The organism is Lentzea sp. NPDC055074, from assembly GCF_053608005.1.
On sequence record NZ_JBSGUQ010000001.1, the window covers coordinates 563352 to 588686 of the forward strand.

The window sequence follows — 25335 nt, forward strand, 5'->3', positions numbered from 1 at the left end:
ATGGCCAAGGGGAACGTCAACCCGAACCCGTCGTCGAACCCGGGAGCGAACCCTCCCCCCTCGGCGCCGCCCACGAGCGGAACGGGTGGGGGTGGCCCCACCGGCAACACCGGCTTCTCCATGAACGACTCCTCGATGCAGGGGTTGCAGAACAAGGCGGGTGACCTGGGGTCCCGGCTGACGGGCATCTCCTCGGGCCTGCGGGGCCTGAACTTCAGCGGTAACGCGCTGGGCCCGATCGGCCTGTTCGCGGTGCCGGCGCTGAACAACTCGAACGACAACGCCGTCTCGCAGGCGGACCGCGGCGCCAAGGCGTTCACCGACGTCCAGTCCAACCTCAAGGCCACGCACCAGACGTCCACGCAGGTCGACACGACCAACCAGAACAACCTGAAGTCGATCGACCCTGTGAACAACGCCAAGAACACGCAGGGCGGTGGCATCAACTCGACCGGTTCGGCCAACTCCGGCGGTGGCGCGGTTTCGACCGTGAACAACACCAAGGGCGGCGGGGTCAACTCGACCGGTTCGGCCAACTCCGGCGGCGGTGCGGCCTCGACCGTCAACAACACCAAGGGCGGTGGCGTCAACTCCACCGGCTCGGCCAACTCCGGCGGTGGCGCGGTTTCGACCGTCAACAACACCAAGGGCGGCGGGGTCAACTCCACCGGCGGTGCGAAGGGACCTGGCGGCGGCGCCGTCGGCCCCATCACCAACACCCAGGGCGGTGGCGTCAACTCCACCGGCGGTGCCAAGGGACCTGGCGGCGGCGCCGTCGGAGCAGTCCCCAACCCCAAGGGCGGCGGGGTCAACTCCACCGGCGGTGCGAAGGGTCCCGCGCCCTTCACCCCGACCGCGCCCGGCTACACCGGCCCCGGCAACGCCGGCGGCAAGGGCGGCACGACCACGGGCGGCGGCGCCAAGGGACCTGGCGGCGCCGTCGGAGCAATCCCCAACCCCAAGGGCGGTGGCGTCACCACAGGCGGTGGCGGACCCAAGGCCCCCGCCGCGTTCACCCCGACCGCACCCGGTTACACCGGCCCCGGCAACGCCGGCGGCAAGGGCGGTGCCACCACGGGTGGCGGCGCAAAGGGACCCGGCGGCGCAGTCGGAGCAGTCCCCAACCCCAAGGGCGGCGGTGCCACCACGGGTGGCGGGCCCAAGGCTCCCGCCGCGTTCACCCCGACCGCACCGGGCTACACCGGCCCCGGCAACGCGGGTGGCAAGGGCGGCGCGACCACGGGTGGTGCCAAGGGCCCCGCGCCCTTCACCCCGACCGCGCCCGGCTACACCGGCCCCGGCAACGCCGGCGGCAAGGGCGGCGCGACCCCCGGCACGACTCCCGGCACGACCGGCGGCGCGACGCCTCCCGCGGCCGGCGGCAAGGGCACCGGTGGCACCTCCGCCGGTACCTCCGGCGGCGGCAAGGGCCCCGCGTCCTTCACCCCCTCGGCGCCCGGCTACAAGGACCCCAACTCCTCCGGTGGCGCGGCGGGAACCAAGCCCGCCACCACCGCTCCCGGCCCGCAGGGCGCCGTGACGTCGCCTTCACGCGGCGGCGCGACGCCTCCCGGCATGGCGCCGGGCATGGCCCCGCCGATGGGCGGCGCCACCCCCGGCGCGACCGGCGGCGAACGCGGCGGCAGCAAGTTCACCCCGGCCGGCGGGGGCGCGAAGGGCGTGTTCGACGCGCCCAAGCCGCCCACCCCGGACAGCACCATCACCAAGGCCCCGCCGCAGACGAGCCCGTCGACGCCGCCGCCCGCCCCGAAGCCGACCCCGCTCTCCCCGCCCCCCGGCAGCACTCCCGGCAGCACTCCCGGCAGCACGCCGGGCGGCGCGACTCCTCCCGGTGCGACTCCCGGTGGCGCGGCCACGCCGAAGCCGGGCGCGGTCCCCGGTGCGGTTCCCGGCAGCCCGTCCCCGACGACGCCCGGCTCGCAGAGCGCCGTCGCCACCCCGCCCCAGAGCGCGGGCCCGCGCGGCGGCGGCATCGCCCCCGGCGTGACGCCTCCCGCCTCGGCCGCACCCGGCATGGCCCCGCCGATGGCACCGGGCGCCACCCCCGGCGCGACCGGCGGCGAACGCGGCGGCAGCAAGTTCACCCCGGCCGGCGGCGGCACGAAGGGCGTGTTCGACGCGCCCAAGCCGCCCACCCCCGACAGCACCATCACCAAGGCCCCGCCGCAGTCGACTCCGTCGACGCCGCCGCCCGCCCCGAAGCCGACCCCGCTCTCCCCGCCCCCGGCCTCCCCGGCTCCCGCGACCAACACGCCCGCTACCACCACGCCACCGGCCAACGCGCCATCGGCGTCCCCGAACACCGCTACGCCGAACCAGTCACGTCCCGGCACGCCACCGGCGTCGACGCCGCCGCCGGCGGCGAACGTCCCGCCGCCCGCCGCCCAGACGCGCCCGGCCCCGGTCGCACCGCCGATGTCGACGCCCGCGCCGAACACCCCTGCCCCGAACACCCCTGCCCCGAACACCTCGGCTCCGAACACCTCGGCGCCGTCCCCGCGCCCGGACACCACCCCGTCCGCACAGCCTCCCCGCGCCGACACGCCACCGGCCCAGACGCGACCGGCACCGCCCGCCAACGTGCCACCGGCCAACACGCCACCGGTCAACACGCCCTCGCCCGCCCCGGCGACCAACGCGCCCTCGACCAACACCCCGCCGGCGAACACCCCGTCTCCCCGCCCGGAGACGACCCCGTCCGCACAACCGCCCCGCGCCGACACGCCACCGGCCCAGACGCGACCGGCACCGCCCGCCAACGTGCCGCCGGCCAACACGCCGCCGGTCAACACGCCCTCGCCCGCCCCGGCTACGAACGTGCCGCCGGTCAACACGCCCTCGCCGGCCCCGGCGACCAACGCGCCCTCGACCAACGTCCCGCCGGCGAACACCCCGTCTCCCCGCCCGGAGACGACCCCGTCCGCACAACCGCCGCGCACCGACGCACCGCCCGCGCAGACGCGACCGGCGCCGCCGGTCGCCGTGCCGCCGGTGAACACGCCGCCCGCCAACACGCCTCCGGCGAACGTCCCACCGGCCAACACGCCGCCCGCCAACGTTCCGCCCGCCAACCCGGCGGCGAACACGCCGCCGGTCAGCACCCCGCCGCCGAACACCGCGACGCCGCCGCCCGCCGTGCCGTCGCCGCGGCCCGAGACCACGGTTCCTCCGGCGAACACCTCGCCGAACCCGAGCCAGAACCCGAGTCCCGCTCCCAGGCCCGAGACCGCCGTCCCCCCGGCCACCCCGAGCCCGGCGCCGAACTCGACCGTCCCGCCGGCGACCACGCCGTCGCCCAACCCGGCCACGAACGTGCCTCCCACCGGCACGCCGTCGCCGCGGCCGGAGACCGCCGTCCCCGCGGCGGGCACGCCGAAGCCCGAAACCGGTGCTCCCTCCGTCCAGCCGAAGCCCGCCCCGGACACGAACACGCCCAACCCCGGCGACCCGAGTGTCAAGACGCGGCCCGCTCCCCCGCCGCCCACCGGTGCGCAGCCGAACCCGAACACCACGGCCGACCCCAACGCGGCTCCCGGCCTCGTCGTGACGCCGCCGGTGGCCGTGCCGCCGCCGAACCAGGGGCAGCCCCGGTCCGGCAACGACGCGGACTCCGACAGCGACACCGACTCGGTGTACGAGGACGCGGTCGAACCGACCGCCCAGCAGCGGGTCGACAGCTACCGGGCCCCGAACCCGGCGAAGGACGACGCGAGCTACCAGCCGGACGGCAAGGGCGGCCTCTCCCACCAGCCCAACAAGCCGTCCGAGTTCGTCAGCATCCGGGTCGACGAGAACACCACGGTCGGCCTGACGCCGTACATGACCAAGCAGTGGCTGGCGGACAACGGGATCACCGTCCCGCCGCGCAGCACCGTCGAGGCGGCGGTCCACCCGCTGCTCTACGACGCCGGTCTGGGCGGCGGCAACCGCCGGCCCGAGGTCTACGGCATCGACAACGCCGCCGACTTCCACAGCGAGATGCAGGGCATCGCGGCCGAGCAGAACATCCAGGAACAGCAGAACGTCCTGGACGCGGTGAACGACCTCGCCACCGACATCACGAACAAGTACCCGCCGGACCAGTTCAACTACGTCGGCCTGGGCCGCAGCCCCGCGGCCGTGGTCGCCGCGCTGCAGAACCAGGGTCACGACGCGGTGTCCATCCCGTTGTCGAACTTCCGGCCGCTGCCCTCCGACCCGAACTCGATCCTCGCCCCGGCGTACAACGGGCCCGACGGCAAGCCCAAGACCGAGCCGCTGACCGACCAGCAGCAGGACATGCTCGACCAGCACTTCGACGAGTTCCTGGGCGGCATGCCGCCCGGCAAGAACGTGCTGCTGATCGACTACACGCAGGGTGGCCTGTCGCTGGTGTCCGCGCAGCACCAGCTGCAGCAGCACCTGAACAACTACTCCGACCCCGACGTCCAGCCTCCGCGCGTGCAGGCGTTCGCGATCCACGAGGCGACCAACCGCAACGACATCAACAACACGATCAACGCCGCCGCGCAGCCCGGCTCGCGCTTCCAGGGCCTCTACGAGAGCTACGTGGACGGAACCGGCCGCGCGGACGCCCGCCAGGACTTCAGGAACAACATCGAGACCTTCGAGGTGCCCTTCCGGCACCCGCTGGGCGACGCGTTCCGCAAGGAGGCCTTCGACGACCTGGCCGAGTACGGGTCGTACAAGATCCTCGACCAGGACCCGAACACGTTCCAGCAGGACCGCCCCCACCGCGACAACCCCACCCCACCCGGTGTCACGCCGGCGTACGAGGTGCTCAAGGACGCCGTCGGCGACGGCAGGCCCAGGCCGGCACCGAGCAACCCGGACACGGACGGCGGGAACAACAAGGGCGACGACGACGCCCCCGACTCGGGCAACGGCAAGGACGACGCGAAGGGCGACGGGTCCCGGGGCCGTGACCCCAAGAGCAGCGACACCAGGGACGGCGGTTCCAGGGACGGTGGCTCCAGGGACACCGACCCGAAGGACGGCGACGCCAAGGACGGCAGCCGTTCCGCACCCCCGGCGCCCGGCGACACCAACGCCGACACCGACGTCAAGTCCACCACCGACACCGACACGGCCGCGGACACCAACGCGCCCAACCAGAACACCCGCGGCGACAACGGTCCGGCACCGACCAGGGACGCCCCGGCGACCCCGCCCCCACCGGCACCGCCCGCACCCCCGGCCCCGCCCGCCCCTGCCTCCAACACGAACCCCGACGGCACCCGCAAGGACGTGCCGAAGGTCGGCGCGCCGCCCGCCGCGACGCCGCCGACCCCGGAGTCGCACAAGGGCAAGGAGGTCATCACCGACGGCTCGTGGCGCCACGACCCGGCGAAGACCGCGGAGTGGTCGAACCCGAGCAACCCGGCCGACCGCAGCACCTGGGCCGACCGCCGCAACGACACGGACGTCCGCACCGTCAACCAGACGGTCCACGACGTCCGCACGGACAGCACGCCATCGAACATCAAGTCCTACCAGGGCCTGATCAACTACGACCTGCGCCGCATCGAGACCACCCCCGGCAACTTCGTGCAGGAGTACACCGTCAAGGTGCACATCGACCCTGCCGCGAACATGACGCCGGAGCAGATCGCGCAGGTCAAGGAGAACGCCACCAACGGTGTCGACACCCTGCTGAACCAGGGGCACCGGCTGCCCAGCGGTGACCAGTTCCACCTGAACCTCGAGTTCACCGACAACAAGGCCGACGCGCACACCAGCATCAAGGTCGACCCGAAGACCACCAACCCGGACCAGACCCACTGGGGCACCGACACGAGTCCCGAGGTCCTCGCGCACGAGACGCTGCACTACCTGGGAATCCCGGACGAGTACAAGGACACGAGCCGCGTCTTCCAGCAGCACGACACGAACTCGGGCGTGCACCAGAACGACGGCGGCATGATGGGCGCCGACGTCCACCTGCCCGACCCCGGCATCCGGCCGCGGCACCTGTGGCTGATCGAGAACACGGCCAACAGCCAGGTCGCGGTGCCCGACACCACGATCAACCCGGCCGGTCCGGCCACCGTGCCGCCGCCCGCCGACTGGACGCCGAAGCCCGGCACTCCGGCGCCCGGCACCGACGTCAAGTCCTCGCCGAACCCGGACATCGACGCGAACGCCGACGTCGACAGCCGTCCGATGAAGCGCGCCCACTCGGAGGACAGCGACCTCGGCGACGTCGGTGGCATCGACCTCAACGCCGACAACAGCAACAACAACGCCGACGCCGAACCCGGTGCGAAGCGGACGAAGCACGACGGGCCGGAGTTCGACCCGAACAACGTCGCGGGCCCCAACGACGCTGGTCCGTCCAACGTGGACAGCCACGCGGACACCGCGATGGACGTCGACCAGCCGACGTCCGACGTGGACACCCAGGCCGCCGTCGACAACGCGGTCACCGCCATGGCGAACCAGAACGTCGTCTACAACCAGGCGTTCCGGGACCTCGCGAAGGACGGCTTCGACGTCCCCACCAAGGACAACTACCTCGCCAAGCTCAGGGAGAGCGTCGAGGGCGGCAAGCGTCCCGCTTTCGTGGTCAACATGATCGTCAGCCACGCGCAGCTGAACGACCCGAAGACCAACGTCAACACGGTCATCGACGCCATCACCAAGGACGCCGGCCCGCTCGCCAAGGACATCGTGTTCGTCATCGGTGTCAACGGTCCCACCGGCACGGACGCCGACATCACGAACAGCATCAACACCGCGAACACCAACTTCACGAACGCGGGCCGCACCGAGCCGATCGCCCTGGTGCCGTTGACGACGTTCGACGGGGACTTCCCGTTCGGCACCATGCGCAACGAGACGATGCACAGCACTGCCAACGAGTTCGCGGTCGGCGCGATGAACGGCAACGGCGCGCACCCGTACATCTCTTTCCAGGACTTCGACAACGGCTCGCGCCTGGTGAAGACGCCGGAGGGCGCACCGCCGAAGGACATCTTCAACCACGTCGCCGAGTCGATGAACTCGCCGCAGGGCTCGACCCGCCCGCTGCTGTACTCGGGCGGCTACCGCGTCGGTGACCCCGCGCAGCTCAAGGCGGACACCCAGAAGCGCATCGACAAGGACCGCAAGGCGATCGAGGACAACGGGTTCCTCACCAACGAGCAGAAGGCCGCGCAGCTCAAGCCGATCAAGGCCACCGAGGACTTCCTCAACAGCCCTGACTTCGTCGAGAAGTTCCAGAAGGCGATCAGCGACGACATGGACGCGCGAGAGCGGCAGAAGGACTCCGCTCCGATGCTGCCGTACTCGCCGGAGCCCAACCTGTTCATGGACGGCAACGTCGCGGTCGTCGACCACGGCGTCCAGTTCGGCCCGAAGGGCAACGAGTTCGGCGGGCTCAGCGAGTCGATCAACGAGTTCGCGGGTGCCGAGGTCGTCGACATCCACCAGAACCAGCTGCCGCCGCCGGCGAGCCCGACCCAGGCGCTCGAGGACGCCAAGGCGAAGCTGGAAGCGGACATCGCGAAGCAGGAGAACGGGGCGAGCGACGGCCAGCGGCAGACCCTGGAGTCGATCGACAACTCGATCGCCCACGTCAACCAGGTGGCCGCCGAGATCAGGGCCGAGCTCACGGCGAACATCCCCAACGCGCCCCAGGCCGCGGTCGACGCAGCCGTCAACAAGATCATCAACCAGAGCAACGTCGACTCGGGCATCGAGGTCGACCTGAAGAACAACCGCAACCCCTACCGCGGTGAGAACTTCACCAGTGACTTCGTCAGCGGCGCGGTGAGCACCGACCTGTCCCGGCTCGCGCACACCTTCGCCGAGTCCAAGGGTGCGAAACTCCCGCAGTCGCACACCGCGCTCACCTCGGTGACGTCGCGCATGTTCGAGGACCGCACCGCCAAGGGCGGCGTCTCCGTCGCGGACATCCGCGACGAGTTCGGCGTGTACGGCAAGAACGACAAGCCGAACAAGAACGTGAAGCCGTTCGACCAGGCCGAGGCCCAGCAGGTCACGTACCACTCGGAGACCGGCGAGACCACCGGCGGCTGGAACCCGACGTCGAAGGACGAGACCCGTCTCGGGGCGCAGGACAAGAACAAGCCCAGCCCCGCGGTCTCCGCGCCCGTGCCCGGACACGGGTACATCGGCATCGATCCCACCGTCAAGCAGGACAAGATGGCGTCCTTGCTGAACCTGGCGATGTCGACCAACCAGAGCAACGCGGTGCGCCAGTTCAGCATGCTGCAGCACGGCGCGCTGCCACTCGCGGGTGACCCGCGGCCGGGCGGCATCTACGACGCCGTGCACGGCGCGATGGACGCCGACCCGAACATCGACGCCGCCGACGTCAAGTCGCCGGCGGACCTGCGCGCAGGTGCCGTCGAGACCGGCTGGACCTCCAAGCCGTCGATCGTCAAGCAGGTCGCGGACTTCAACCAGCAGCACGACCTGGACTTCGGCCACCTGGTCAGCTCGATCATCGAGCCCGCCCCCGCGACGCCGCACCCGAACAGCGACGCCACGCCGGTCGACAACAGCATCGAGGACCCGGACCACCAGCCCCCGACGGCAGCCGACCTCGAGCAGGACGCCCGGGAGAACAAGGCCGAGCAGAAGGCCGAGAACGCCAAACTGGGCCAGGCCGAGGTGCTGGCCGCCAAGCTGCTCGCGACCGACATCGGCCGCCCCATCACGATCCACGGCCCCAACGGCGCGACCACGACCGTCGACCCGTTCTTCGAGCCCAAGCCCGAGATCAAGCCGGGGATGTCGAAGAAGAAGCTGCTGGAGATCGAGAACTGGGAGCCGCCGACGTTCGACCCGGCGACGGCGATCCACGTCGACGCGCACCCCAACGACAACGGCAAGTCGACGTTCACGCCGCACGACCCGGCGAACCCGCCGCAGCCCAACGAGATGAGCGACGGTCCGACGGGCCGCGACGCCGGCAACCAGAACCCGCCGGCCGACACCGACGTGGACATGGACGCGGACACCCGGCCTGCGCCGCCGAGGCCCGAGACGGACACGCGGTCGGCACCGGAGTCCGACGTGGACACCGACGTCCAGACCCGCCCCGCGCCGCCGAAGCCGAGCCCGGTCGTCCAGATGACCACCCTGGAACCGCAGCCGGTCGGCCAGGTCCCGGACACGAACCTGCCGAGCTTCTTCCAGGAGAACAAGGCGCTGGGGTCGATCACGCCGACCGACGTGCGCGGCGCGGACGCGGTCGTGAACGACATCAACGGCCTGAAGGCGGACGACCAGGCGCGCATCAAGAACGCGCTGGAGAACGACTTCGAGACGTTCCTCGGCGGCGGCCGCAACTTCCAGGTGCAGATCAACGGCAAGTGGTTCGAGGCGAACGTCCGCGCGGAGATGCACGCGGACGCCACCACCGACGTGCAGGCCGACGCCGACACCAAGGTGGACAAGAACTACCAGGCCGCCGCGTCCACCGGCACGACCAACACCATCTCCACGTCCAACGACGTCGGCGGTGCGGTGACGGCCGGTGTGGCGGCGGGCCCGTACGGCTCGCTGGGCGGCAAGGCCGCGCTCGCGACGCCCGCGGTCTCGCAGTCCACCAGCAACTCCGTCACCGAACAGCGCGCGATCAAGGGCTCGGACGACGGCTCGAAGAAGGTCACCGTCCCGGTCTCCTACGAGATCACGCTGAAGGACGCGAGCGGCAACGTGAAGCCGTCGTCCACAGTGGATACCGGCACGAACGTCACGCTGCAGGTCCCGGCGGACCTCAGCACGATCGTCGACTCGGGCAAGTCCTCCGCCAAGGTCACCCCGGCCGACGCCCAGTGGGGCGCCAAGGTCGAGAACGCGGTACCGGAGGCGGTGTCGGTCAAGGACTCCGGCAAGGCGTTCAACGAGGTCGCCGCGAAGCTGCACCCGTCGATCACGAAGGTCGGCTCGCCCGGCCGCGAGGCGCTGCAGAACTTCCTGAGCCCCACCTCGATCCGCAACAACCTGCCCGCGATGCTCGGCGGCTTCGTCACCTCCCCCGACCTGGTCAGCCCGCACGCGAGCAAGGGCGGCGCGGTGCAGATGACCGCGACGCTCAAGGACGTGAAGCTGGTCGGCACGCACGACAGCGCGGCGCTGGACCTGAAGGACACCTCCGCCTGGGGCAGCAGTGTGTCCGCGTCCACCAAGACCGGGTTCGACGTGACGGCGGGTGTCGGTGCCAACATCGGCGTCCCCGGCCAGGTCGGCGGCACGGTCGGCGCCACCGGCAGCTACTCCGCGCGCACCGCCGAGGGCGTGAACGCGGGATCGAGCAGCAGCCACAAGACCGGCATCGGCGTGAAGTCCGAGACCGGCATGTACGAGGTCACGGCCGAGGTCGAGGTCCGCACGCCCTCCGGTGAGAGCGTGAAGATGGAGGTCACGACCCACATGCGCATGGGCCTCAACGAGGCCGGTGCGGTGGGTCTGCCGACCCCGGACGGCACCAGGAACACCACGACCGACCCGGCCACGGCGGACACGAAGTTCCTGCCGCCGTTCGTCGCCGACACGCTCGCCGCGGGCAACGCCAAGGTCGGCGAGTTCACCCCGGCCGCGAAGGTGCAGGGCCAGGTCGAGGCCAAGCTGAAGGAGCTGCCCGGCTTCGAGAAGTTCCTGCCGAACTGGAACAACCCGGACGCGCAGCCGCGCAAGGGCCAGAGCTACTCGAACGTCGCCGAGCAGCTCGCGAACCAGCGCAAGATCACGGCGAACCTCTCCCCCGCCGCGCTCAAGGCCAACATGGACAGCCTGCTCGGCCCGGGCGTCTCGGTGCAGCTGAAGAACACCGGCACGACGACGAACACCTACGTGAACGTCACGGTCAAGGCCAAGCTCAGCAACCCGAAGCACCTCGGCCAGGCCGACGCGCACGCCGTCAGCGACTCGACGACGACCGGCCCGAAGCTCGACGCGAACTCCAGCACCACCAAGGGCTGGACCGGTGGCGTGCAGGGCAGGGCGAACATCCCCGTCAAGACGGGCGTCGCCTCGCTCACCCCGATGCCGCAGGCCGGTGTGTCCTACAGCCACTCGTGGACGGACAAGACCACCGCGGGCCCGGCGGTCAGCGCCACGCAGTCGCAGTCCGGCAGCCCGGACTCGCAGGTGTTCTCGAACGACGTGGAGTTCGAGGTCGAGATCACGACCTTCACGCGGCCGCGGACGTGGGTGCGCACCGTCGTGCCCGGCGCGCCCGGCTTCCACTCCCCCGAGGTCACCACGGTCGCCAAGACCGGCGCGGGTCTCGACAAGATCGACGGCAAGGTCAACCTCTGGGTCTCCGACGGCGCGACGCTGAAGAACGACCCGGGCGACGGCTTCAAGCCCGGTGACCCCGAGGTGACGACGCTCGACGACTCGCCGACGGTCAAGGACCTGCTGGCCCCGAAGGAGGCCCGGCCGAAGTCGCCGGAGTTCCTCAACGTCGAGGCGGTCGCGAACACGACCGCGTTGCGGGAACAGGCGATCGACGCGCTCAACCGCGCGGCCAAGGGCGACTCGGCGCTGACCGTGCCGGGTACCGCCTCCCGCGCCCAGATCGACAAGATGTTCGCCCCGGAGAACATCAAGGCGAACCTGCAGCGGCTCATCGAGACCGGTGTGCAGGAGCAGGGCCTGAAGTACGACCGGCGGGTCACCGACCGCTCCGGCGCCATCGGCATGTCCGTGAAGCTGGGCGAGGCCAAGCTGGTGTCCATCTCGGACACCACGGGCACCGACAACTCGGTCAGCGGCGGGTACAAGGCCGGTGAGTCGTCCACGACGGCCCGGTCCGTCGACCTGACCGCCGGCATCAACGTGCCGGTGCGCCCGAACGTCACGCCGCCGCCCGCGGGCACGCCGACGAACCCGAGCGGGTCCGGCGGTGTCGCCGCGACCGCGAAGTTCACGCCCTGGTCGGACAACAAGACCCAGTCGAACGAGGTCGGCGGCAACGTCGACCGCGGCAGGACGACGCCCGGCGAGGCGCGGACCGTGCTGGTCCAGATCGACGCCGAGTTCACCATCGTCGGCGAGAGCCGCGCCGGGAACTTCCTGCACGGCGGCACGCCGAACGCCGAGGGCGTCACGGTGAACATGCCGAAGTCGGTGTTCGTGCGGGTGTCCGAGGACGTCGCGCGCGAGCTGGGCGCGCTGCCCAAGGTCGAGTCCACCGTGCCGAAGCCCGAGTTCCCGAAGATGGCGCCGCCGGCGACGGTCGCGCCGAACGAGCCGGGCGCGCTCGGCCTGTCCAACGTGGAGTCCGTCCCGGACCTCTCCGCCGCGGTCAACCAGCTCACGACCGAGCTGTCCACGAAGACCAAGAAGTTCGGCAGCGACGCGCTGATCCCGGACTCGGTCCTCAAGGACTCGATGAGCAACCTTCAGCGCATCGTCGACCTCAACTCGCCGGCGAGCGTCAAGGCGATGATCGACAGCGCGCTGGACGGCGGCGTGCCGCTGCTCGTGCACCAGCCGGGCACGTTCGGCAAGGACAGCTACCAGGTCACGTTGCGGGCCAAGACGGGTGAGCCGAAGTTCGAGGGCGTCGTCAACGACGGCGTCGACATGTCGCACAACAACGGCGGCTCCGTCAAGGACAGCGCCGGCTTGGGCCGGGGCACCGGCTGGGGCGCCGGTCTGCGCGCACCGGGCCTGGCGTCACCGGGCAGCGCGAACCCGAACCTCTCGGGCACCGCGGGTGTCGCGGTCGGCGCGAACATCGGTGGCAGCACCGGCAGTTCCGTCACGACCTCGACCACCGAGGCGTTCAGCAACTCCCGCACGGCGAGCGGCCCGGCGGCGCAGTACACCGTGCCGGTCGAGTTCGAGCTCGTCGTCGAGAAGGGCTCCAAGGAGATCGCGCGGGCCGAGAGCGGCCCGCAGGAGATGAAGGTCCGCACGCACGCGGACAACCAGAAGGTCTCCCAGCCGACCACCGGTCACGGGAACCCGCAGCCGTACATGTCCGCGGCGAGCAAGCGCAGCAGCGACTTCGGCACTCCCGAGGCGACGGCCGCGTTCCAGGCGGACAGCCGTGCCTCGAAGCTGCCGCCGACCGCGTCGGTGGAGAACCTGCGCGGTGCCAACGACCTGCGCGACGCCGCCGTGAGGGCGATGACCGAGGCCGGCGCCGGCAAGGGCCTGACCGGCAAGGGAACGGGCTCGCTCAACGCCCTGTTCTCCACGCTCAGCCCGGAGAACCTGCAGCCGCACCTGCCGTCGATGCTGTCCGGCCCGCTCGACGTGCCGGGGCTCAAGGAGATGGCGCTGACGTTCGGACAGGACGCCGACGTCAAGGTCTACGCGAAGCTGGTGAACCCGCAGCTCGGGTCGCTCAGCGACGACGTCAAGATCGAGACCCCGCTGACCACGAAGACCACCGAGACCTCCAGCGAGGCCAAGGTGTCCGAGACCGCCGACGTGGCGGTCGGTCTCGCGCAGGGCAGCGCGGCGATCAAGCAGGGCGCCCCGTCCGACACCGTCAACGTCGGCACCGGCGGCGTCGAGGCCCGTCACGGGGGTGAGGACTCGTCCGCGGTGTCCGGCGGCCCGTCCCAGGCCCAGGGCGGCAGCGTCAAGGACAAGGACACCTCCCGCACCGGCCTGGTGCAGTACGACGTCGAGTACCGCGTGGTGGCGACGATCGGCGGCAAGACCGGGGTCGTCGACCTGACGGTGCCCGGCTCGGCCGGTGTGCGCATGCCCGCCGCCGAGGTCGAGACCACGCTGAGCCACCCGCTCGGCGACTCGCTCAAGGACGCGCAGTCCGACGTCAAGAAGGCGGCCGACGACTGGCGGACCGCGGAGAAGGACGTCGAGAAGGCCCGCCACGACACCCAGGACGCGATCAACGAGGCCGCGGCCGTGCTGGCGCGGACCGAGCAGCCGCTCGACGCGGCGTCGGCGAAGGCGACCGCGGCGATCGACACGCACCGCGCCGAGGTCGACGCCGTCACGCCGCTGCAGACGCAGTTCGACAGCGCGATCAGGGACGCGGCGCAGACCCGCGCCACGATCCAGGACCTCAACGCCCAGGTCGTCTCGCTGAGCGAGGACGCGCAGGTGGCCGACAACGCGGTCGCCGACGCGCGGGAGAACGGCGCGACCGAGGCCGAGATCGACCAGCTCTCCCAGGAGGCCGACGCGGCACACGACGCGTTGGCCGACGCGCAGCAGCAGGTCGACGACGCACGTGCGGAGTTCGACGTCCAGCGGCAGGCGGCCGCCGACGCCCGCACGCCTCTCGTGGCGCAGCAGCAGGTCGCCGCCGACGCCGACGCCGCCCGCGCCGCGGCCGTGGAAGCGCGGCAGAAGATCGTGGACGAGCGGGCCGCCGCCCAGAAGGCGATCACGGACGCGCAGACCAGGCTCGACGACGCCCGGCGCGACGCGGACACCAAGCAGCAGCAGTGGTGGGACGCCAAGGCCAAGGTGGACAACGAGGTCGACTCGTTCAACAGCGCGGCGAACACCCCGCCGCCGGCGCCGCCCGGGACCAGCACGAACGGCAACAACGCGCCCAGCAACAACACGCCCGCCACCAGCACGACCACCGGCACCTCCGCGACCACGAACACCACGCCGGAGGCGAGCCAGAAGCCGCTGCCCTCCCTGCCGCCGCAGGACTCCCCGGTGGCGGAGTCGAGCAGGAGCGGTGCCGAGGCGAACTCGTCGCGTCCCGCTCCCGGGAACGCCGACGGGCAGCCGAAGAAGGTCCGCGGTGGCGGTGCGCCGCCCGCGATGACCCCGCCGACGCCCGAATCGCACCGGGGCAAGGACGTCATCACCGACGAGTCGTGGCGGCACGACCCGGCGAAGACGGCCGACTGGTTCGCGCCGGCCAAGCCGGCGGACCCGAGCACGTGGGCCGGCCGCCGGGCGGACGCGAACGTGCGGACCGTCGACGTCGTCGTGCACGACATCCGCACCGACAGCACGCCGTCGAAGCTGAAGTCCTACAAGGGACTCATCAACTACGACCTGCGCCGCATCGAGACGAGTCCCGGCAACTTCGTGCAGGAGTACACCGTCAAGGTGCACCTCGACCCCGGCGCGAAGGTCCACCCGGAGATCCTCGCCGAGGTCAGGCAGAACGCCTCCGACGGCGTGAACTCCCTGCTGAACCAGGGTTACCGGCTGCCCAGCGGTGACCAGTTCCACCTGAACCTGGAGTTCGTCGACAACCCGGCCGACGCGCACACCAGCATCAAGGTCGACCCCAAGAACCCGAACGTCGACCAGACGCACTGGAACCCGAGCACCAGCCCCGAGGTCCTCGCGCACGAGACGCTGCACTACCTGGGAATCCCGGACGAGTACAAGGACACGAGCCGCGTCTTCCAGCAGCACGACACGAACTCGGGCGTGCACCAGAACGACGGCGGCATGATGGGCGCCGACGTCCACGGGGCGGAGCCAGGTCTGCGCCCGCGCCACCTGTGGCTCGTCGAACGCACCGCGCAGAGCCAGGTCATGGTGCCCGACACCAGGCTCGACGCCCCCGGCCCTGCCACGGTGGAGCCGCCCGCGCGCCCGTCGTCGCCCACGCCGTCGGACGTCGACACGCGGCCGATGCCGAAGCGCGAGCTCTCCCCGGAGAGCCGCGCCACCGCCGAGACCCGGACCACCAAGAAGATGCCGGGCGCCGACAACTGGACCAACGAGGCGGGACCGAGCAACACCGGCGTCCCGATGGACGTCGACTCCCAGCCCGGCACGGACGCCACCCTCGACGACCTGGCGACGGCGTTCAACGGCCTGTCGCTGGACAACGTCGTGTACAACGACGCGTTCGCCGACCTCGCGGACAACGGGTTCGACCTGCCCACCAGGGACAACTACCTCGCGAAGCTCAAGCAGAGCGTCGACGAGGGCAGGCGGCCGTCGTTCGTGGTCAACATGATCGTCGGCCACGGCAAGCTGAACGACCCGGACGCCGACGTCGGCAAGGTCATCGACGCGATCGTCGCCGACGCCGGACCGCTGGCCGGCGACATGGTGTTCGTGATCGGCGTCAACGGCCCCACCGGTTCCGAGGCGAACATCAACGCCGAGATCGCGCGGGCAGGCATCGAGAACCGGACGGAGCCGATCGCCCTCGTCCCGCTGGACACGTTCAAGCCGGCGGACGGCTTCCCGTTCGGCCGGATGCGCAACGGCACGATGCACAGCCCCGCCACGACGTTCGCCATCGGCGCGATGAACGGCAAGGGCACGCACCCGTACATCTCGTTCCAGGACTTCGACACCGGTTCCCGCCGGGTGGCCGACGGCCAGACGGACGTCTTCACCCACGTCACCGCGTCGCTGAACTCGGAGACCGGGCCGATCCGCCCGTTGCTGTACTCGGGCGGCTACCGCGTCGGTGACCCGGCGAAGCTCGTCGACGACACCAGGGCGCGGATCAAGGACGAGCGGGCCGCGATCAAGAAGGACTCCTCCCTCTCGCAGGCCAAGAAGAAGGAGAAGCTCGACGAGCTCGTGCACGTCGAGGCCTTCCTGGACAAGCCGGACTTCGCCGCGAGGTTCCAGCAGGCGATCAGCGACGACATGGACTCGCGGACGCGCCAGAAGGACTCGGCGCCCCTGCTGCCCTACTCCCCCGAGCCCAACCTGTTCATGGACGCGGCCGTGGCCGTCGTCGACCCGGACGTGAAGTTCAGCGACGGCGGCAACGAGTTCGGCGACCTCGGCGCGTCCATCAACGCCTTCGCCGGCAAGGAACTGGTGGACCTCCACCGGAACGAGCTGGACGCGCCGCCGACCCCCAGCGAGGCGCTCGCCGGGGCCAAGGCCCAGACGGAGGCCGACATCGCGGCGGAGGGCCGCACGCCGACCGACAGCGAGATCCTGTTCCTGCAGGAGCTCCAGCGCGGGATCGAGCAGGCCGACGCGAAGGCCGCCCAGCTCAGGTCCGAGGTCGAAGCGGCCTACCGGGCCAAGTACCCGGACGTGTCCCAGCCCCAGATCGCCGCCGCGGCCGCGAAGGTGGTCGACGGCTCGATCAGGAACGACGCCCGGCAGTCGGCGATCAACGTCAACCTGCAGACGAACACCAACCCCTACCGCAGTGAGAACTTCACCAGCGACTTCGTGAACGGCGCCGTCGGCACGGACCTGTCCCGCCTCGCGCTCGACTTCGCGAAGTCCGGCGGCAAGAAGTTCCCGCAGTCGCACGTCGCGCTCACGTCGGTGACGAACCGCATGTACGGCGGCATCCCGGGTGCGGACGGCAAGATGGCGCACACCGCCGACCGGGCGGCCAAGGCCGACGTGTCCGGTGCGAAGATCCGCGACGAGTTCGGCGACAGGAAGCCCAGGAGGAAGGGCGGCCCGCCGAACCCGAACAACAAGCCCCACACCCAGCGCGAGGCCCAGCAGCTCACCCGGCACGAGTACGGCCGGGACGCCGGGACCGGTGTCGTCACCGACACGGTGACCGGTGGCTGGACCCCGTCGAAGCTCGACGCCCTGCACCTCGGCTGGGAGGACAAGAACTCCCTGGGCGGCGCGGTCTCCGCACCGGTGCCCGGTTACGGCCACATGGGCATCGACCCCCAGGTCGACCCCAGCACCAGGGCCCCCGAGCCGGCGGCCGTCGACGAGGACGAGTCCTCGGACGCCGAGAGCACGGTCGAGGAGAAGGCGCCGGCCAAGAAGCACAAGACCGAGGCCGACGTCCCGCACATCGTCACCGGCACCAAGCAGCAGAAGATGGCCGCGATGCTCAACCTGGCCATGTCGGCCAACACGAGCACCGTGACCCGCACGTTCGCCACCCTCGAGCACGGCGTCCTGCCGCTCGCCGACCCGCCCCGCGCCGACGGCCTGTTCGCCGCCGCGCAGGCCGCGCTGCAGAGCCAGACGCCGCCGCCGGCCAAGGGCGGCAAGAAGAGCAAGGCCGCTCCCGACACCAGGACCGCGGCACAGCTGCGCGCCGCGGCGATCCAGAAGGCCTCGATGGCCACCGGGTCGGCCAACAAGGAGATCGCGAACTTCCGCCAGCAGCACCGCCTGGAGAACGGCCACCTGGTCAACGCGTTCGTCGAGCCCCGCCCGACGTCGCTGAAGCCGAGCTTCAGCACCGGCACCGGCCCCGGCGTCGTCGTCGACACCGACGCGGAGATCGACGTCACCGCGGGCTTCGAGGTCGATCCCGCCCACGCCAGGGAGAACGCGGCCGAGAGGAAGGCCGACAACGCCAAGGCGGCCAAGGCGGAGGAACTCGCCGCCAGGCTGCTCGCCACCGAGCTCGGCAGGCCCATCAAGGTCTACGGACCGGACGGCCCGCAGGTCCACGAGCCCTTCTTCGAGCCCCGGCCGGACACGACCTCCAAGTCCTCGCAGAAGGAGCTCGACAAGGCCGCAGCCTGGACGAAGCCGACCAACTGGCTGCCCGAGCTGGTGCTCGACGCGCACCCGCAGCCCGACGGCCGCAGCAGGTTCACGCAGCACGACCCGGCGAACCCGCCGAGGGCGCTCGACGACACGACCGACGGCGACGTCGACATGGACGTCGACGAGCAGTCGACCCGCCCCGCGCCCCCGCCACCGCCCGCTCCCCCGGCTCCCCCGGTGGCCGCGCCGGAGACGTCCACACGGGACAGTTCGGCGTGGACCGAGCCGGAGTCCGACGTGCAGACGCGTCCGGCGCCGCCCGCGCAGACGCCGAACCCGGTCATCCCGATGACCGTGCTCGCCCCGCAGCCCGTCGGCCAGGTCATGCCGGGCACGCAGGCGCTGCCGGGCTTCTTCCAGGACAACAAGGCGCTGGGCACCATCGCGCCGACGACCGTGCGTGGCGCCGAGAACGTCACGAGCGCGATCGAGAACCTCAAGCCCGCCGACGCCGCCCGCATCCAGCAGGCGATCACCGGCGACTTCGAGTCGTTCCTGGACAAGGGCCGCAACTTCCAGGTCAAGATCGGCAACACCTGGTACGAGGCGAACATCCGCGCCACCATGCAGGCGCAGACCGAGACCGCGCCCGTGGACGCCCCCGGCGTCAAGGTCGACGCGACCGCGCAGTCGGGCAACTCGTCCTCGGCGACGCACACGGTGGCCACGGCCAACGACGTCGGCGCCGCGGCCTCGGCCAGCGTCGGGCTCGGCCCGTACGGCTCCCTCGGCGGCAGGGTGCAGCTCGCCACGCCGGCGCAGTCGCAGGCCATGTCGGCGTCGCTCACCGACCAGCGGATCATCCGCGCGGGCGAGGGGTCGACGCAGGCCACCGTCAAGGTGTCCTACGACATCACGCTGACCAACCCGAGCGGCGGGCTCCGGCCCGTCGCCACGGTCGACACCGGCACCGACGTGACGCTGCAGATCCCGAACGACCTGGCCAAGATCACGAACTCGGGCAACACGTCCGCCGCGGTCACGCCGCCGGACGCGAAGTGGGGTACCAGGCTCGAACACCCCGCGCCCGAGGCGGTCTCGGTCGACAACCCCGCGAAGGCGTTCGACGACGTGGCGCGCCAGCTCCACCCGTCGATCGTCAAGATCGGGTCGCCCGGCCGCGAGGCCTTGCAGAACTTCCTGAGCCCGACCGAGATCCGCAACAACCTCGGCGCGATGCTCGGCGGCGCCTTCGTGACGTCACCGGACCTCACCAGCCCGCACCAGAGCAAGGGCGCCGCGGTGAAGATGGGCGCGACGCTGAAGTCCGCGGAGCTCGTCGGCACGCTCGACACCGGCCAGCTCCGCCTGCACGAGACCTCGTCGCACAGCAGTGGTGTGTCCTCGACGACCAAGTCCGGAGGCGACGTCACGGCCAGTCTCGGGTTCAACTCCGGCCTGCCGGACCAGGTGGGCGGTCAGGTCGGCGGCACGCTCGGCTACACCGCGCGCACCGCGGAGAACGTCAACGCGGGCATCACCACGGCGCACAAGAGCGGCATCCAGCTCAAGGGCGACACCGGTCTGTACAAGGTGACCGCCGACCTCGAGGTCCACACCCCGAGTGGCACCGTCACGATCCCCGTCACGACGTACCTGCGCGTCGGTCTGCCCGAAGCCGCCCACACCGGGCTGCCGACGCCGGAGGGCACCCGCCAGTCGATCGTCGACGAGTCCAACAAGGGCAAGAAGTTCCCGCCGCCGTACCTGAGCGACGCGATCGCCACGGGCAACGCCAAGGTCGGCGAGTTCGCGGTCGCCTCGGAGGTCCAGACCCAGGTCGAGGGCGCGCTGCGGGAGATCCCCGGGCTCGGCAGGTTCCTGCCGAGCTGGAACGTCGAGGGCTCGAACCCGCGCAGCAGCAAGGGCAAGAGCTTCGCCGACGTCGCCGAGCAGCTCGCGAACCAGCGCAGGCTGACCTCGCAGCTCTCGCCGGCGGCGTTGCGGACCAACATGGACAGCCTCATGGGTCCCGGCGTCCAGGTGCAGCTCAAGCACAGCGGCACGTCCACCAACACCTACGTCAACGTCACGGTCAAGGCCAAGGTCACCGACCCGAAGCACCTGGGTCAGGCCGACGCGCGCAACGTCCGCGACGCATCGTCGACCGGCCCGAAGCTCGACAGCTCCTCCAGCACCACCAAGGGCTGGAGCGGCGGCGTCGAGGGCAAGGTCGTCATCCCGAAGGAGACCGGGACCACCAAGCTGTCCCCGGCACCGCAGCTGGGCGTCAAGTACAACCACTCGTGGACGGACAAGACCACCGCCGGGCCGACGGTCAACAGCACGTCGCTCAGCGTCGGCAGCCCGAACGCCCAGGTGTTCCGCGGCGACGTCGAGTTCGAGGTCGAGATCACCACGTTCACCCGCCCCCGTTCCTGGGTGCGGCGGATCGTGCCCGGCGCCCCCGGTTTCCACGCGCCGGAGCAGACCACGGTCGCCAAGACCGGCGACGGCGGGCTCACCCCGCTCAAGGGCGAGGTCAACCTCTGGGTGTCGGACAGCTCCACCCTGGACGCCGATCCCGGCAAGGGCTTCGAGCCGGGCACGCCGGAGTACCGGACGCTGAAGGACGCCCCGAGCGTCAAGAAGCTGCTGAGCACCAAACCGAAGGAGAAGGCGCCGGAGATCCTGCACGTGGAGGCCGTCGCGAACACGACGGCGTTGCGCGACCAGGCGATCAAGGCGCTCGACCGGGCGGCCGGCGGTGACTCCGCGCTGACCGTGCCGGGCACAGCGTCCCGCGCCCAGATCGACAAGATGTTCTCCCCGGAGAACATCAAGGCGAACCTGCGGACGCTGGCCACCACGGGTGTGCAGGAGCAGGGCCTCAAGTACGACCGCCGCTTCACCGACCGCAAGGGTGCCATCGGGGTCAAGTTCGAGCTGGGCAACGCGCGGATCGTGTCCATCTCGGACAACACCGGCACCGAGAACGCCAGCACCGGTGGGTACAAGGCCGGTCAGACGTCGTCCACCGGCCGGTCGGTCGACATCACCGGCGGCATCACCGTGTCGATGAAGCCGAAGATCCCCACCCCGCCCGCCGGTGAGTCCACTCCCACCACCGGTGCCGGTGGTTTCGCGGCCGGCGGCAAGGTCACGCCGTGGTCCGACTCGAAGTCGTCGGGCAAGGAGGTCGGCGGCAGCCACGACCGCAACTACGTGACGCCCGCGGGCGGCCGCACCGTGCTGGTGCAGATGGACGCCGACGTCACCGTGATCGGCGAGAGCCGGGCGGCGAACTTCATCGCCGGCTCCACGCCGAGGTCCGAGGGTGCGACGGTCACCCTGCCCAACTCGGTGTTCGTGCGGGTCACCGAGGACGTCGCGCGGGACATGGGGCTGCTGCCCGACGTGCAGCCGACCGTGGCCAAGCCCGACCTCCCGGCGATGGCACCGCCCGCGACGGTCGCGGAGGGCGAACCGGGCGCGCTCGGTCTGTCCACGGTGGAGAGCGTGCCGGACCTCACCGACGTGGTCGCGGACCTCTCGGCCAAGGTGAACCTGAAGACCGCCAAGCGCATCGGCAGGCCGTTGCTGCCGGACTCGGTGCTCAAGGACTCGATGAGCAACCTCCAGCGCCTGGTCGACGTCAGCTCCCCCGCGAGCGTCAAGGCGATGATCGACAGCGCCCTGGACGGCGGGGTGCCGCTGCTCGTGCACCAGCCCGGCACGTTCGGCAAGGACTCGTTCCAGGTCACGCTTCGGGCGAAGACGGGCACGCCGGAGTTCCAGAACGTCGTCAACGACGGCGTCGAGATGGAGTCGACGATCGCCGGCTCGCACAAGGTGACCGACGGCCAGGGCCGCGGCACCGCCTGGGGCGTCGGGCTCAAGGCATCGGGCCTCGTCGCGCCGGGCAGCGCGAACCCGAACGTCTCCGGCGCCGCGGGTGTGATGGCGGCCGCGAACGCCGGGAAGTCCCAGAGCAGTTCGATCAGCACCTCGACGACCGACCAGTTCGCGAGCTTCCGCGCGGGCAGCGGACCGGCGGCGCGCTACACCGTGCCGATCGAGTTCGAGCTCATCGTGGAGAAGGGCGACAAGGTCGTCGCGACCGCGCCCAGCGGCCCGCAGCAGATGACCGTCCGCCTGCACGCGGACAACCAGAAGGTCGGCGGCGGCACCGCGCCGCAGCCGTACACCGCGCAGCAGCACTCCCGCGACGCCGCCCAGGGCGGCCGGCAGGCCATCGCGGACTGGCGTGCGGGCAGCACCCCTGCGCTCCCGGACGGCGCGTCGGTGGAGAACCTGCGGGGCGCCAAGGACCTGCGTGAGGCGACGATCCAGGCGCTGAAGGACGCGGGCGCGAAGAAGGGCCTCACCGGCAAGGGCACAGGCGCGCTGAACAGCCTGCTGTCCACGCTGAGCCCGGAGAACCTGCAGCCGCACCTGCCGTCGATGCTGTCCGGCCCGTTGAGCGTGCCGGGCCTGCACGAGGCGGCGCTGACGTTCGGGCAGGACGCGGACGTCAAGGTCTACGCGAAGCTGGTCGACCCGTCGCTGGGCGCGCTCAGCGACGGCGTGGCGCTCGAGAACCCGAAGGCTCAGGTCACCGCGACCAGCACCGACTCGAAGGTCACCGAGAGCGGTGACGTGTCGGTCGGTCTCGCGACCGGTGCCGTGACCATCAAGCAGAACACCGACCCGAAGGACAACCTCACCTTCGCCACGAGCGGTGTCGAGCTGCGGCACGCCGCCGAGGACTCGACGGCGAACTCCGGTGGCCAGACCGACAACAAGGTCAACAACCTCAAGCCGAAGGCCACGACCGGCCTCGTGCAGTTCGGCGTCGAGTACCGCGTGGTCGCGACGATCGGCGGCAGGACCGCCGTCGTCGACCTGACCGTGCCGAACTCGGCCGCCGTCCGCATGCCCGTCGCGGACGCGCAGGTCGTGCTGGGCAAGGACCTCGGCCCGGAGCTGTCGACGGCCCAGACCGAGGTCAAGGCCGCGGCGGACGCCTGGCGTGCCGGCGAGGTCTCCGTGGACACCGTGCGCCACGACGCGCAGCAGGTGATCAACGGGGTGGCCGCGGCGAACGCCCGTGGCGACTCCTCGTTCACCCGGGTCCAGATCGACTACAACAACGCGATCCAGGCGCACCTCGACGAGCAGGCGACCCTCGAAGACCTGGCGGTGACGGCGGAGACCGCCCGCCTGGAGGCCGCGCGCACGCTCAACGCCATCGCCGAGCTGTCGCCGAAGGTCGGCGGCCTCGGGGCGCTGGCGATGACCGCGCAGTTCGAGGTGGACGACGCGAAGTCGGACGTCGAGGCCAAGGCGCACACCTTGGAGGGGCTGCGGGACCAGCTCGCCGCGGCGCCGGACGACGCGGCGCTGCAGGGCCAGGTCGAAGCGGCGCGTCAGGCGCACGGAGAGGCCCAGGCCACGCTCAGGACCGCGGAGCGCACGTTCGCCGACGCGCAGTCGTCGCTGCGGGAGGCCCAGCGTCAGCTCGACGCCGCCAACGACGCCATCGGCGGACTGCGCGCGGAGGCCAACGCCCGCCGGGCGGACGTCGTCGCGCAGGGGCAGGTCGTCGCGCAGGCCCGGGCCGACCGCCTCGCGGAGAAGGCGAAGTACGACCAGGCGGTCGACCAGCTCGCCACCGATCGCGCGGCGCGGCAGGCCCTGGTCGCGGAGGCCGAGACGAAGCTGAACGACGCGCGTCAGGCCGCCGACGACCTGCAGAAGAAGTGGTGGGAGAAGAAGGCGGTCGTCGACGAGAAGATCGCCGACTTCAACGCGCCTCCGGTGCCGGCGTCGTCCGGCGGCGACACCGACGGTGGCACGGGCGGTGGTACCGGTCGCGACGCGGACGGCGACACCGACGGTGGTACCGGTCGCGACACCGACGGGGGCACGCGGGTCGCCGCCGTGCCGCCGCCGCTGCCTCCCCGGTCGCCGACGTACCTGCCCGAGACCGCTCCCCCGCCGCCCTTCATCGCACCGGCCGAGGCCTCGTCCTCGCGCGAGGAGTCGAGCGGGACCGTCCTGACCCGCCCGGCACCGCAGCCGCAGAACGCGCCCCCGCTCAGGAACGCGGACCCGGCCCCGGCCCCGACCGCCGAGACGCAGGCACCGACGAGCGTGCCGGACGTCGTGGTGGGCAGCCATCTCGCCGCGTTGTCCGCGGACGTGATGGCGAACGCCTCCCCGCTCGCCCGGGAGGTGGAGCAGGCGCTCAGGTCCGCCGAGGCCGAGGTCGGTCTGGAGACGCTGCGGGCCTCGGTCGTGCTCGACACCCGGACCGACGAGGTCGCCACGCTGATCCAGCGGCACGGTGCCGAGAAGGTCGCGAAGGCGTTCACCAAGGAGTTCGGCCAGCCGGTCATCGAGTCCGCACAGGTGGCGCAGTTCGGCGACCTGAGCACGCCCGAGGCCAAGGCCGCGTTCACCGCCTGGGCGCACCGGCTGTGGGCGACGGCCGGCAGCACGCCCACGTACACCGCCGACGCGACCAGGCTCGCCGCCGACGTCTTCGCCCACGAGGACGGGTACAACGCCGGCACGAGCCGTGCGCAGGACCAGGCGGTCGCGGACCTGGTCGACCTCCCGCCCGCGGAGGTGACCACAACCCCCGAGGAGTCCGCTCAGGACGTCGTGGAGGACAGCGCCGACCCGGCACCCGTCCGGTCCGAGGTGGACCTCGAGCTCGAGGCGCTGACCGCCGACGCGCTGGAGAACGCCCCGGAGTTCGCGAAGGCCGTCGAGGAGAGGCTCGAGGCCGATCCGCGCAGGTTCGTGCAGTCCGAGGCGGGTGTGCACCTGCTGCACGCCTCGGTCGTCCTGCACACCAGGACCGACGAGGTCGCCGCGATGATCGAGCGGCACGGCGTCGAGGCGGTGGCCGAGTCGTTCCGCAAGGCGTTCGACCGGCCCGTCATCGAGGGCGCGCAGCAGACGCGGTTC

Annotated in this window: 1 protein-coding gene (cut by a window edge); it reads left to right on the plus strand. The window is 71.4% G+C overall.

Annotation, left to right across the window (positions count from 1 at the left end; all coding sequences use genetic code 11):
* A protein-coding gene (locus ACWF7A_RS02795) for a hypothetical protein (protein ID WP_452248669.1) crosses the window boundary here: on the plus strand, positions 1-25335 show its 5' portion. Its footprint extends 3249 nt past the window's final position; 25335 of the gene's 28584 nt are visible here — the first part of the coding sequence; its start codon is at positions 1-3; its stop codon lies off the right edge, out of view.